The organism is Stenotrophomonas sp. VV52, assembly GCF_002893095.1.
GTDB classification, from domain to species: domain Bacteria; phylum Pseudomonadota; class Gammaproteobacteria; order Xanthomonadales; family Xanthomonadaceae; genus Stenotrophomonas; species Stenotrophomonas aracearum.
In genome coordinates this window covers 230,739-243,793 of the sequence record NZ_PKQQ01000001.1, presented here as the reverse complement: position 1 = coordinate 243,793, position 13,055 = coordinate 230,739, and the positions used below count along the sequence as shown (strand labels likewise).

Genomic DNA, 13,055 nt, shown 5'->3' with positions numbered 1-13,055 from the left:
TCTGACAGATGTCTTCGGTCGCGGTTACACCCGGCTCCTGTATCTGGCCCGTGCCTCACCCCTTCAACATCAAGGCAAGGTTCCATGCAGGAAGAACCACACCTAGTACCGCGAAGGCGACTGCTCCCACGCCCAACATCCATGAGCGCTGCCGGCGGGACGCGCGCGCCCAGAGGCGATTTGCCATGTATCCCGCGATGCAAGCTGACAGAAGGCCGAAGGCGCCCCAAGCCTACCAGACGAATTCAGGGCCCACCAACATGTAGAGAAGGTATCCGCCGATTGCCAAGGAGAACCATAGCCAGAAAAGAGCACCCAGCAGCACATAGACCGCGACGCAGAGTTTTCTCATGGTTTGGCTCAAGACGGCGTGGGCCGACTACCTCGAGGCATTGGATAGCCCAGAGTAATCGAAGGCTGCTGCGTTGAACGTAGGAATACCCTTAGCTGGCTCTGAGTAGGCGCGAGCGGTGCGCCCCTACAACGTGTCTTTGGACGCCGTGTAGCGCGAAGCATTGCAGAAGCAGTTGGGCCTGCAGAAATGTTCCTTTTTCACTCCATTTGCAATCATATGGAGAAATACTCGAACACGGCGATTCGATTGACTCAGTCAATGAGGGACGCTGCGAGCGTCACGGTATTGGCAGTGCAACCCGTGGCAGGCACACTACGGCCCCCGTCATTGAACAAGGATGTCTCATGCGAGCTGTTGCACTTCTGCCGTTGCTTCTCCTCACCGCCGGTTGCGCGCACCAGACGGCGATGACCGCACCGAAGCCGCCGGTTGCGACGATGGTGCCGGGTTGGATCACCCCAGCCGAGGCCGTGTTCGCAGCCAACGAAGATCCGCAGCGCGGCATCAGCGGCACCTTCGTGTTTACCGTCAAGAACACCGACGTCACCGAGCACCGCCTGTACCTCAACAGCGAACGCGACTACCGCCACCAGCTCGCGTTGAACGTGTCGCTGGACGCTGCACAGCGCGAAGCACTGCAGAAGCAGCTGGGCATGCCCTTGGAGCGCTTGGTCAACCGGCGGCTGCTGGTGACGGGTACGGCACACCGCGCGCGGATCGACTTCACCACCGACGGGAGGCCCACCGGGAAGTACTACTTCCAGACCCAGGTCAAGATCAACGACCCGCGGCAGGTGCGTTTCGCGCCCTGACAGCTTCGTTCTGGCTGCACACCCGGACGCCGACCGCAAGGGATACGTACGAGGCTTCGGACATTCGGGCCGCGCTGCGCGCGGTGTCCGGCCAGCGGCCGGACCTACGAATTGTTACGTAATGTCCGTATATCTGGACACGTCACTCCGGCAGTTCCGAGATCGCGCAATGCCATGGGCCCACGCCTGACGAAACCTTTACATCCGCTTTCACGCCGCCCCCTAAGCTCGGGCCTCCTGTCGGGAGACCCGTTCATGCGCCTTCGCCCTGCCCTGCTTGCCGCCGGCCTGCTGCTGGCCTGCCTCACCGCCCATGCAGCGGAACCGGTGCGTTCGGTGCCGGCGCTGGACATGGGCCGGTATGCCGGGCAATGGCATGAGATCGCGCACCTGCCGGTGTCGTTCCAGAAGAAGTGCGTAGGCGACATCACCGCGACCTACGCGCTGCGTGGCGATGGCCGGATCAGCGTGCACAACGCCTGCCGCACCGGCGACGGTGAACGCATCGCCGCTGAAGGCGTGGCGCGCCCGGTGGAGGGCGAACCCGGCCAGCTGCAGGTGCGCTTCGTCCCCGACTGGCTGGCCTGGGTGCCGTTAGTCTGGGCGGACTACTGGGTGATTGCGCTGGATCCGGACTACCAGTGGGCGGTCGTAGGCGATCCGGACCGCAAGTACCTCTGGATCCTTTCGCGCTCGCCGACGATGGACGCCACCCTGTTTGCCAGTTTGAAGGCCAAGGCCGAAGGCATGGGGTATGACCTGGGGCCGCTGAAGGTGATGGCGCCCGTGGAGTAACCCCCCCCGGTATGTCATGCCCGTCCATTCATGTCATGCCCGCCCTCGGGCACACCTGCACAACTACCATACGCCGTAGTATGCTCACACCTGCAAGAGGACTCCCACCCATGTTCCATCGCCTCCGCCCCGCCCTTACCGTGGCCCTGCTGGCCGGCATCGCCGTTGGCCTGGCCGCCTGCAGCACCAACGTCAAGCGCGTCTCCCCGCCGGCGGCCAGCGTGCAGCAGCTGACCGTGGGCGCCAATGGCAACTGGACCTTGGCCCTGCGCCTGCAGAACTTCAGCTCCATGCCGATGACCTTCGACAGCGTGGACCTGCAGATGCAGGTCGGCGACCAGGACGCCGGCAAGGTGAGCGCGCGCCCGGCGATCTCCATCGGCGGCGTTTCGGCCGACGTCATCAACGTTGAACTGCAGCCGAACTCGGCCGCGCGCATCGTGGTCGCCGACGCGCTGGCCGGCAACCGTACCCTGGCCTATTCGCTCAAGGGCACCGTTGCCGCCACCCCGCAGGAAAAGAAGCAGCGCAGCTTCGATATCGACAACCGCAGCACCCTCAACCAGGCCCCCGGCCTGCCCGGCGTGCTGCGCTGATTTCCCCATCTATTTGCATCTGATCGAGACCTGACGATGAGCAGCTACACCGCCCCGCTTTCCGATATCCGCTTCGCCCTGCACGACGTGCTGAAGGTGGAGTCGCTGTTCGCCCGCCTGGGCTTTGCCGACGCCACCCCCGACGTGGTCGACGCGGTGCTGGAAGAGGCCGGCCGTTTCAGCGGCAGCGTGCTGGCGCCGCTCAACAGCGTGGGTGACGAGATCGGCTGCGTGCTCGACCAGGCCAGCGGCGAAGTGACCACCCCGCCCGGCTTCAAGCAGGCTTACACGCAGTTCGTCGACGGTGGCTGGACCGGCCTGACCGCCGCGCCGGAACTGGGCGGCCAGGGCCTGCCGCACACGCTGGGCGTTCCGCTCAACGAAATGATCAACGCCGCCAACCTGGCCTGGGGCAACTTCCCGCTGCTCTCGCACGGCGCCATTGAAGCGCTCAAGCAGCATGGCGAAGCCTGGCAGCAGGACGCCTTCCTCAAGCCGCTGATCGAAGGCCGCTGGACCGGCACCATGTGCCTGACCGAACCGCATTGCGGCACCGACCTGGGCCTGCTCAAGACCAAGGCCGAACCCAACGCCGACGGCAGCTACGCCATCACCGGCACCAAGATCTTCATCACCGCCGGCGAGCACGACCTCACCGACAACATCGTGCACCTGGTGCTGGCCAAGCTGCCCGACGCCCCGGCCGGTGCCAAGGGCATTTCGCTGTTCGTCACCCCGAAGTTCAAGGTCGACCGCGAAGGCAACGTCGGCGAGCGCAATGCGCTGCGCTGCGGTTCCATCGAACACAAGATGGGCATCAAGGGGTCGGTCACCTGCGTGATGAACTTCGACGGCGCCGAAGGCTATCTGGTCGGGCAACCGCACAAGGGCCTGCAGGCGATGTTTACGATGATGAACACCGCGCGCCTGGGCGTGGGCCTGCAGGGCATCGGCCTGAGCGAGCGCGCCTACCAGAACGCGTTGAAGTACTCGCGTGAGCGCCTGCAGTCGCGTTCTCTGAGCGGCCCGAAGAACCCGGACAAGCCGGCCGACCCGATCCTGGTCCACCCGGACGTGCGCCGCATGCTGCTGTCGATCAAGTCGCTGGTCGAAGGCAGCCGCCTGCTGGCCCTGCACGCGGCTACCCTGATCGACGTGGCCCACCACGCCGAAGACCCCGCCGAGCGCGAGCGCGCCGAGACCCTGGTGAGCTTCCTCACCCCGATCTCCAAGGCCTGCCAGACCGAATGGGGCATCGAAAACACCTACAACGCCCTGCAGTGCTTCGGTGGCCACGGCTACATCCGTGAGCACGGCATGGAGCAGCTGGCCCGCGATGCGCGCATCACCACCCTGTACGAAGGCACCACCGGCATCCAGGCGCTGGACCTGATGGGCCGCAAGACCGCCGCCAGCCAGGGCGCCGGCCTGAAGCTGATGCTGGCCGAGATCGAAGCCTTCGCCAAGGCCAACGAAGGCAACGCCGCGCTGGCCGAGTTCATCGCCCCGCTGCGCGCCAAGGCCGACGAGTGGGGCAAGCTGACCCTGGCCACCCTGCAGCGCGCGGCCGCTAATCCGGACGAACTGGGCGCAGCCAGCTTCGATTACCTGTTCTATTCCGGCTACGTGGTCCTGGCCTACTGGTGGGCCCGCAGCGTCGCCGCCGCCGACGCTTCGGCGCAGAGTGAAGCGTTCAAGCAGGCCAAGCGCGAAACCGCACGGTTCTATTTCGCCCGCATGCTTCCACGCACGTTGAGCCATGCGGCGGCCATCCAGGCCGGTGCGGAGTCGCTGATGGCGATGGAGGACGTGCGTTTCGGGGAGTAATCCGTTGCGCACACAGGTCCGTTGCCGCGAGTGGTGACGGGCCTGCCTGGGCCGCCCAACGGGCGGCGCTACCGGGGCGAGGGGCGCCGACAGGCGCGGGGTATGGAAGGTATGCCCCAGACTGGATTGGATACGGTTTGGGTACAGGCGCGACGCGCCTATACCCAAACCGTAACCAATCCGGTATAAGCTGTTTTCCCGATGGAGACAGACACTACACGCTTAGGTCTGATCGATACCGGAGCCTCGCCAGCCCCGGTCGCCGAGGTATCGCCGATCGCCACGCTGCATCGGCCCGGCAGCGTCCGATTGCTGTCCCTGGACGCCCATGGCCGCGTCCTCGACTGGATCACCTGGCAGGACGCCGCCTGCCTCTACTCGCGCGACGCGGTCTCCTGGACCCTGGGCGACCCCTGCCTGCATATCCACGGTGGCATCAACCGCCTGACCGGCCTGCAGAGCGGGATCGACCTGCACCCGATCATCGCCGCGCGCGGCCATGCCCGCTCGCGCGCCATCGACCCTACCCCGAACCTGTCCAACCAGGCCCTGTTCGCGCGCGACGCGCACCTGTGCATGTACTGCGGCCAGCAGTTCCACCGCCCGCAGCTGACCCGCGACCACGTCATGCCGCTGTCCAAGGGCGGCCTGGACGTCTGGGAAAACGTGGTCAGCGCCTGCTTCCACTGCAACTCGCGCAAGAGCGACCGCACCCCGCAGCAGGCCGGCATGCCCCTGCTGGCGGTGCCGTACCGGCCCAGCTGGATCGAACACATGATCCTGTCCAACCGCAACATCCTGGCCGACCAGATGGCATTCCTGAAGGCGCAGCTGCCCAAGCGCTCCAAGCTCGCCGCCTGACCCTGCGACCACTTGTCGCAGGGCACCCTCACTGTCTGCTCACCGACACAGCGGTTTGCTTGCCCCACCCCGCTTTGGGGGCGAAAATAGGCGCTTGAGAAGAAGCGCGAAAAACATGATCGATTCCGCACGCTATCCCCGCCTGTCGCGCATCCAGAACCCGGATGACCTGCGCAGGTTCGATGAATCCGAACTGCCCGCCATCGCAGATGAACTGCGTGCCTACCTGATCGAGTCGGTCGGCAAGAGTGGCGGCCATTTCGGCGCCGGGCTGGGCGTGATCGAGCTCACCGTGGCCCTGCACTACCTGTACCAGACCCCGGTCGACCAGCTGATCTGGGACGTGGGCCACCAGACCTACCCGCACAAGATCCTGACTGGCCGCCGCGACCAGATCCACACCGTCAAGCAGAAGGACGGCGTGGCGCCGTTCCCCAAGCGTGAGGAAAGCGAGTACGACACCTTCGGGGTCGGCCATTCCTCCACCTCGATCTCGGCCGCGCTCGGCATGGCCATCGCCCGCCAGCGCGAGGGCGACGACCGCCGCGTGGTGGCGGTGATCGGCGACGGCGCGATGACCGCCGGCATGGCCTATGAAGCACTCAACCACGCCGGCGGCATGGACAACGAGCCGAACCTGCTGGTGATCCTCAACGACAACAACATGTCGATCTCCGAGGCCGTCGGCGGGCTCACCAAGATCCTGGGCCGCGCCACCGGCAGCCGCACCCTCAACGCGCTGCGCGAGGGCGGCAAGAAGATCCTGGGCGACAAGAAGAAGTCGCCGTCGGCGCGCTTCGTCAAGCGCTGGGAAGAACACTGGAAAGGCATGTTCGTGCCCTCCACCTTCTTCGAGGAAATGGGCTTCCACTACACCGGCCCGATCGACGGCCACGACGTGCCCGCGCTGGTGGCCACGCTGAAGACGCTCAAGGGCCTGAAGGGCCTGAAGCTGCTGCACGTGATGACCACCAAGGGCAAGGGCTACGAGCGCGCCGAAGGCGACCAGATCGGCTACCACGCGGTGGGCCCGTTCGACCCTGACAAGGGCCTTGTTTCCAAGGGCGGCGCCAAGAAGCCCACCTACACCGACGTGTTCAGCGACTGGTTGTGCGATGCCGCCGCCGCCGAACCGCGCCTGCTGGGCATCACCCCGGCCATGCGCGAAGGCTCGGGCCTGGTGCGTTTCAGCAAGGAATACCCGGAGCGCTACTTCGACGTGGCCATCGCCGAGCAGCACGCGGTGACCCTGGCCGCCGGCATGGCCACCCAGGGCGCCAAGCCGGTGGTGGCGATCTACTCCACCTTCCTGCAGCGCGCCTACGACCAGCTGGTGCATGACGTGGCGGTGCAGAAGCTCGACGTGCTGTTCGCGATCGACCGCGCCGGCGTGGTCGGCCCGGACGGCGCCACCCACGCCGGCAACCTGGACCTGAGCTTCCTGCGCTGCGTGCCGCACATGGTGGTGATGGCCCCGTCCGACGAGGCCGAGTGCCGCCAGATGCTCAGCACCGGCCTGCAGTACGCGGGTCCGGCAGCGGTGCGTTACCCGCGCGGCAGCGGGACCGGCGTGGACGCCGGCACCGACCTGTCCACGCTGGAGATCGGCAAGGCCGACCTGCGCGTGCAGGGCAGCCGCATTGCGTTGCTGGCCTTCGGCAGCACCGTACCCGCGGCCGAGGCCGTGGGCCGCGAGCTGGGCCTGACCGTGGTCAACATGCGCTTCATCAAGCCGCTGGACCGCACGCTGCTGCTTGAGCTGGCCAAGACTCACCAGGGCTTCGTGACCATCGAAGACAACGTGGTGGCCGGCGGCGCTGGTTCCGGCGTGGCTGAACTGCTCAACGCCGAAGACGTGCTGCGCCCGTTCCTGCACCTGGGCCTGCCCGACAGCTTCCAGCACCACGCCAGCCGCGAAGACCTGCTGGCCGAAGCCGGGATCGACGCGGCCGGCATCCGGGCGGCGGTGTTGAAGCGGTGGCCGAAGGTGGCTACCCAAGCGGCGTAACGGTTACCGGATTTCGAACTCCGCCCGGCACCCACCGTTCACCCACACCCCATCGCGATCATGACCCCACGTACGGCCTTCAACGCAGGCCGTGCGTGAGGTCTGGCGCACCAGCCGCACGTCGCGGCGCACGCTCACGTTGCAGCGGCGCATGCGCTGGTCGTTGGAATCGCAGCTGATGATCTGGCCGCGCCCGCCGCCCCAGCCGCCGCCGTTGTTGCCATTGTTACCCCAGCCGCCCCCATGCGAGGGACGGCCGCGCTCGGCAATGAACTCGGCGCGGCAGCCGCGGGTCACCCACACGCCGTTACGGGCCTGGCCCCAGGTGTCGCCCTCGATACAGGGCGACCCGGACAGCTGGCGCACAAGACGCGCACGGCCATCGATCGGGCACTGCTGGGTACGGTTCTTGATCGACTCGCAACGCACCGGGCCGTCGTTGTAACGGTCGTCGTAGCGGTCATCGTAGCGCTGCGCCTGCGCGCTGCCGGCCATGGCCATCAGGGCTGCCGGCAGCAGGGCCCACATTCCGATCTGCGTTGTCTGCTTCATTGCGGTGTTCCTCGTGCCGGTGGATGAATAGGCACAGGATCAGCGAAATTCCGCACTTCGCCTATAGGCCGGAAGGGGGTTATTTCAGGCGCGATTCAACAAGCCGACGCGGAGCTGAAACTCAGTCGTACTGAACCGCGTCCACGAACGCCTCGCCCACTTCCACCCGTACCGCGCTGCTGTCGCCGGTTTCGGCGTGGTGGGCGCGGGCCAGGTCGTTGGCGAAATCGAAGGCGACTGCGCCACTTTCAAAGGGAACCGGCGCAGCATCAGGCTGGACGACCTGCCATTGGTGGTCCTGGTGTTGCACTTTGATCATCATGGGAGCGGCCTCGGTTGGCTTCCTGCGGGGGCAAGGCGCGGCATGCTGCTGGGCAGGGTCCGCGCGGGGGATCTTGCGTGGCGTGGGTTCCTTCCCGACGCTGGAGAAAAGATACGTGCGGACTGCCTGCCGGACTATCGGATTAATCTGAATTTATTGCCCGCCAGTCCCCAGAAAGTTGAATGGCCTGGAGGATTTGAACTGGGCCAGGGCATCGCCGGCGAACACATTGCGCTGGTCAGGGCCCAGATCCAGTTTCAGGACCTGACCGGTGGCCGCGCTGAAATCGACCTTGTTGAGGTCCACCCAGAAGGTATTCGGGGTCAGCGCGGATTCGAAGAAATACAGTTTCCGCTTATGGTCGGCCACGGTTCGCCAGCGCGTGGAGGAAATATTGGGCTCTTCCGGCGTGGTGATCCCGAACGGCACCGACGCATTGCGGATCACGCTGAACACGCTGGCCAGCGCCACGCGCGGATCCTCGCTCTTGGGAATCGCGTTGATATAGAACTTGGCGCGGGTAAACCGGTCCGACGCGCGGTTGGTACCCGGCAGCATCACCGTGCCGCCGATCTGCTGCCAATACGCATTCAACGCCAGCTGCTGGTCGAACACCGGCGAGTTGGTCATGACCTGGTATTTGCGGTCATGGTGGATCACCTGCTTGCCGCCGATGTATTCGATGATGGCGCTGTCACCACTGGCATCGGACAGCGAAAGGTGCAACGTGGCAGTGCGGTCTTCGCCCGGCAGTTTGTCCGTCACCAGCGTGTACGGCTCGCCCTCCAACGCCTTGACCGCTTCGGCCACGCTGGCGAAGTTGTCCAGCACGTACTGCGCCCACAGCGAAATGGCCAGTCCGGGCTTGCCGTTGCCGTGCTGCGGATACTGCGACTCCACCAGCCACAGCACGTTGGCGGCCAGCCCCTTCTCATTGAGCCCATCGGTAGTGGAAATGTCGTAACCGCTGGCGATCACGCTCCCGTACTTCGACGTCCATTCGATCGATTTCGGCCCGGCCTGCCCGGTCCGCTTCATGCCCTGCGGGAACACCCACAGGTTCGTTGCAACGTCCTCCTTCCAGTCCATGGAACGTGCGGTAATCACATCGTCGTTGGCCCCCAGGTACACAACGCGGGTACAGGCATCGGCCTGGGCGGCAACCAGGGTCAGTGCAACGGCCAACAGCGTGGGGCGCAACGACAGCGGAAAACGCATGGCAACACCTCGTGTGCAGGAAAACCTAGAAGCGCCACTCCAGGCCGAGCCCGGGGCCGGCCATGGCAGCGTCGAAATCGAGATAGCGGGTTACCTGGCGCATCGCGAGATAGCGGTAACCCAGCCGCAGCCAGGCGTGGTCGGTGACGCGCACGCCGTAGCTGGCCATCAGGTCCCAGCGCACCGCATCGCTGGCGCTACCGAGCGCCCACACCGTAATGCCCTGCCGGTCGCTCAACGTCCAACCCAGCCGCACGCCGAGCACCGGGTCCACCCAGTTGCGGGAAATATCGACCCCGCGGCCCAACGCCGGCACATCCACCTTGCCGCGCAGGTGCCAGTAGCGCGCACCGCCGATGACATCCATGCCCCAGCGGGTTTCGTCGATGAAGCGGTAGTGCCCCATCAGGGCGGCTGTGGCAACACGCGTTTCGAGCGTCGCAGGCAGCCCAACACGCGGCACCACGGCGTCTTCGCTGGTATCGACCCAGGTGAAATCCGAAAGTATTCCCCAGCGTCCATGGCGCGCATCGATGATCGCCATCGCCGCCATGTCCAGATGCTCAAAGGTGTCGCTGAAGGACTTGTGCACCGTCACCGGCGCCAGCGGCGGCGCATTCACGTCCGCCTTCACGCTGGCACCCCAAACGTAGGGCACCACGCTGAGCTGCCAGTCGTCCTGTGCGAACGCAGTGCACGGCAACAACAGGCACGACAACCACCAACCGCGCATATCCGATCCTGGAGTGGAGGGGTGTTCAACCCCATCACACCGCAATCACGGTGATGGCATGGTGAACCGGTGCGCTTAGCGCTCTACCGGCAGCGACATCACAAAGCGCGCGCCACCGCCCGCGGCCTCTTCGGCCACGATGCTGCCGCCATGACGCAACAGGATCTCGCGCGCCAGGTACAGGCCCAGGCCACTGCCGCTGCCACTGGGCCGCAGCCGGTGGAATGGCTCGAAGATCGATTGCCGTGCCTGTTCGGGCACGCCGTCGCCTTCGTCGCTGACCGAAAGCACGCCAGTCGGCTGCAGTTCCACCAGCACGGTTCCGCTGCCACCGCCATGCGCGATGGCGTTCTGCAGCAGCCCGCTGATTACCCGATGCAAGGCGTCCGGATCGCCTCGAACCCAGACCTCCGTGTCGGGTGCATCCACCTCGAATGCGTAACCGGCGTCGATCAGCAGTGGCGCCACGTCGCCGGCCACCTCACGCGTGAGTGCGGCCAGGTCGACCCGCTGGTGCTGGCTGCGGTGATGGTCCAGCCGCTGCAGGTCAAGCAGCTGCTCGGCGATGTTGCTCAACCGGCCCAGGTCGCGCTGCAGGCGTGCGCGCACCTGCCCGGGTGGCAGGTCGGCAATGCGCGTTGCGAGGATCGCGATCGGCATGCGCAGCTCGTGCGCCGCGCCGACCAGGAAGCGGTCCTGCGCGTCGTAGCTTTCACCAATGCGGCGCACCGCGGCATTGAAAGCGTCCACCAGCGGCACGATCTCGCGCGGCACCGCGTGCGTGTCGAGGCCACGCACGCGTTCGGTGATCTGGATCGCCGCAGCCTGCGCAGCGACCCGGTTCACCCCGCGCAGCGAGCGGTGGATCGCCCAGGGCGCCACTACCAGGGTAATCACGATCAGCGGCAGCGTGATCCAGCCACCGAGATAGCCGATCACTACCAGCAACTGCCGCCAGAAGCCGCGCTGCGGCAGCCCGCCCACCATCACGTGCAGGCGCCCTTCTTCGCGGTCGGACACCCACACGCGCATTGCCAGCTCCAGCCCGCGGCTGCGCGTGCGCACGTCGGTGGGTTCCACATGCGCCAGCTGGTCGGCCAGTGGGCGATACACCGCCGGGACCGTGCCGTGTTCGAGGCGATGGCCCTGCTCGTCGGCGGCGGCAAACCAGAAGGTTGCCGGGCGGTCTGGCGCGGCCGCGTCCACTGCTGCCCAATCCACCTGCAGTTCACTGCCCTGCAGGCGGATCGCATCGGCGACGGCTTCACTGGTCTTCCAGTCCACATACGCGGTGCTGCGGTCGCCATAGACCAACGCGATGCCGGTCAGTGCGATCAGCACCATCGCCACCTGGATCAGGCAGATCTTCCAGGCCAGGCTGAAGGACAGCGAGCCGGGTTTGAGGAACTTCATGCGGTTTCCTTCAGCAGGTAGCCGATGCCACGCATCACATGGATTTCCACCTGCGCGTCCGCATCGGCCAGCGCGCGGCGCAGCTTGGAGACGTGCGCGTCCAACGCGTTGGACTGGATGTCGTCGTCGAAGCCGTACACCGCTTCCTGCAGCGCCGCGCGCGCCACCGTGCGCCCCTGGCGAAGGGCGAGCGCTTCAAGCACCAGCAACTGCCTGCGCGGCAATGCCAGCAACGCACCGCCCACGCGCGCTTCGCGCGCCACGAAATCGAACTGCAACCGCCCCAGCTCCAGCATCGGCAAGGTGATCTGCGCTGGCCGCCGCGAGATCGCGCGGATCCGCGCCAGCAGTTCTTCCACCGCGAACGGCTTGGTCAGGTAATCGTCGGCGCCTACATCCAGACCGACCACGCGGTCGGCCACCGAATCGCGCGCGGTCAGCATGATCACCGGCAGGTTGGGCACGTGGCTGCGCGCCACCCGCACGAAATTTGCCCCGTCACCGTCGGGCAGCTGGCGGTCCAGCAGCAGCACCTGGTGCACCCCGGCCTTGAGCGCCTCGGACGCCTGCGCCATCGACACCACCAGGTCCACCACCATGCCGTGGCGGCCCAGGCTGGCCTGGATGGCACCGGCCAGTTCGGGGTCGTCTTCGAGCAGCAGGATGCGCATGGGCGGTGCAGGCGGGGGCAGAGGCCGCCGATGGTACCGCGCCCGGCGGCGCAACGTTCCCACAATGTCCGGGGGACATCATGGCGGTTTGATCGTCCCCCAGGAGCGTTACCCATGCACAGCGGATCACGGAAGACAGCAGCGGCAGGCCTTGTCCTGGTCGGGTTGCTGGCCAGCGGCAGCGTACTCGCCCAGGCCGCTCCCGGGGCCAAGCCACGCAGCAGCGTGGGCCTTGCGGTGGTCGCGCAGAAGTCGCCCTACGCCGGCTACGACACCGACGTGCTGCCGGTGCCGGTGATCAACTGGGAAGGCGAGCGGTTCCACTTCCGTGGCGGCAGCTTGGGCTACAAACTGATCAGCACCGAACAGACCGAAGTCTCGCTGCTGGCGTCACCGTACTTCATGCGCTTCAAGCGCAACGACACCGATGACGCCCAGATGCGCCAGCTCTCCAACCGCAGCATGTCGGCCATGGCCGGCGTGGCCGTGCGCCACACCGCGCCGTGGGGCGTGCTGCAGGGCAATGTGCAGGCCGAGGTCAGCGGCCACGGCGGCGGTTTTGCCGCCGACGCCAAGTACACCTACCCCATCCCCACCGGCCGCCTCGTGCTGGTGCCCGGCGTGGGCGCGCAGTACGCCAGCAGCGACCTCAATGACTACTACTTCGGCGTGAGCGCGGTGGAAGCACAGCGCAGTGGGCTGGCGGCCTACAGCGCCGGCAGCGGCGTTTCGCCGTACATGGACCTGAGCGCGGTAATGCCGCTGGGCCCGCATTGGACCGCAACGGCATCGCTGCGCCGCACCCTGCTGTCCGATGCGGTGAAGGACAGCCCGATGACCGTGGGCGACCACATGGACAGTGCGCTGCTGGCGCTGAGCTACGGGTTCTGAG

The 13,055-nt window shown here is 66.2% G+C and carries 13 protein-coding genes; 7 read left to right on the top strand and 6 right to left on the bottom strand.

The window, feature by feature from the left end; translation table 11 throughout:
• The first annotated feature begins 699 nt into the window (after positions 1–699).
• The 6 genes from C2U58_RS03590 (at position 700) to dxs (ending at position 7,254) form a co-directional block, all read left to right on the top strand.
• The gene (locus C2U58_RS03590) at positions 700–1,167 is read left to right on the top strand and encodes a hypothetical protein (protein WP_146033400.1); all 468 of its coding nucleotides are present in this window, start codon (positions 700–702) and stop codon (positions 1,165–1,167) included.
• A 255-nt stretch (positions 1,168–1,422) separates the two neighbouring features.
• Entirely contained in the window at positions 1,423–1,962 is a 540-nt protein-coding gene (locus C2U58_RS03585) for a lipocalin family protein (protein WP_102944572.1), read from the top strand.
• Between the two features lie 110 nt (positions 1,963–2,072).
• A complete protein-coding gene (locus C2U58_RS03580; protein ID WP_102944571.1) occupies positions 2,073–2,558 on the top strand; it encodes an LEA type 2 family protein in 486 nt (161 codons plus the stop codon).
• 36 nt (positions 2,559–2,594) lie between these two features.
• Entirely contained in the window at positions 2,595–4,385 is a 1,791-nt protein-coding gene (locus C2U58_RS03575; RefSeq protein ID WP_102944570.1) for an acyl-CoA dehydrogenase C-terminal domain-containing protein, read from the top strand.
• Between the two features lie 201 nt (positions 4,386–4,586).
• Complete coding sequence (locus tag C2U58_RS03570; protein ID WP_102944569.1) at positions 4,587–5,246, top strand: HNH endonuclease; 660 nt, start codon at positions 4,587–4,589, stop codon at positions 5,244–5,246.
• Positions 5,247–5,361: 115 nt separating this feature from the next.
• A complete protein-coding gene (gene dxs / locus C2U58_RS03565; protein WP_102944568.1) occupies positions 5,362–7,254 on the top strand; it encodes a 1-deoxy-D-xylulose-5-phosphate synthase in 1,893 nt (630 codons plus the stop codon).
• 3 nt (positions 7,255–7,257) lie between these two features.
• On the opposite strand, the gene C2U58_RS03560 is transcribed toward dxs, so the two are convergent.
• The 6 genes from C2U58_RS03560 to C2U58_RS03535 form a co-directional block, all read right to left on the bottom strand.
• The gene (locus C2U58_RS03560; RefSeq protein ID WP_102944567.1) at positions 7,258–7,806 is read right to left on the bottom strand and encodes a DUF3011 domain-containing protein; all 549 of its coding nucleotides are present in this window, start codon (positions 7,804–7,806) and stop codon (positions 7,258–7,260) included.
• Positions 7,807–7,927: 121 nt separating this feature from the next.
• Complete coding sequence (locus C2U58_RS03555; protein ID WP_102944566.1) at positions 7,928–8,128, bottom strand: hypothetical protein; 201 nt, start codon at positions 8,126–8,128, stop codon at positions 7,928–7,930.
• Between the two features lie 153 nt (positions 8,129–8,281).
• Positions 8,282–9,346 (bottom strand): linear amide C-N hydrolase, encoded by a 1,065-nt coding sequence (locus C2U58_RS03550; protein ID WP_102944565.1) that lies wholly within the window; start codon positions 9,344–9,346, stop codon positions 8,282–8,284.
• Between the two features lie 25 nt (positions 9,347–9,371).
• Positions 9,372–10,079, bottom strand: coding sequence for a hypothetical protein (locus C2U58_RS03545; RefSeq protein ID WP_102944564.1), 708 nt, complete (start codon positions 10,077–10,079; stop codon positions 9,372–9,374).
• 75 nt (positions 10,080–10,154) lie between these two features.
• The gene (locus tag C2U58_RS03540; protein WP_102944563.1) at positions 10,155–11,492 is read right to left on the bottom strand and encodes a HAMP domain-containing sensor histidine kinase; all 1,338 of its coding nucleotides are present in this window, start codon (positions 11,490–11,492) and stop codon (positions 10,155–10,157) included.
• Positions 11,489–12,163 carry a response regulator transcription factor gene (locus C2U58_RS03535; RefSeq protein WP_102944562.1) on the bottom strand — a complete coding sequence of 225 codons (675 nt, stop codon included), beginning with the start codon at positions 12,161–12,163 and terminating at the stop codon, positions 11,489–11,491. The genes C2U58_RS03540 and C2U58_RS03535 overlap by 4 nt, the downstream gene beginning before the upstream one ends.
• A gap of 114 nt (positions 12,164–12,277) precedes the next feature.
• Here C2U58_RS03535 and C2U58_RS03530 point away from each other — a divergent pair, with 114 nt between their 5' ends.
• Positions 12,278–13,054: a MipA/OmpV family protein gene (locus C2U58_RS03530; protein ID WP_102944561.1), complete on the top strand. Its 777-nt coding sequence runs from the start codon at positions 12,278–12,280 to the stop codon at positions 13,052–13,054.
• Position 13,055: the final 1 nt, after the last annotated feature.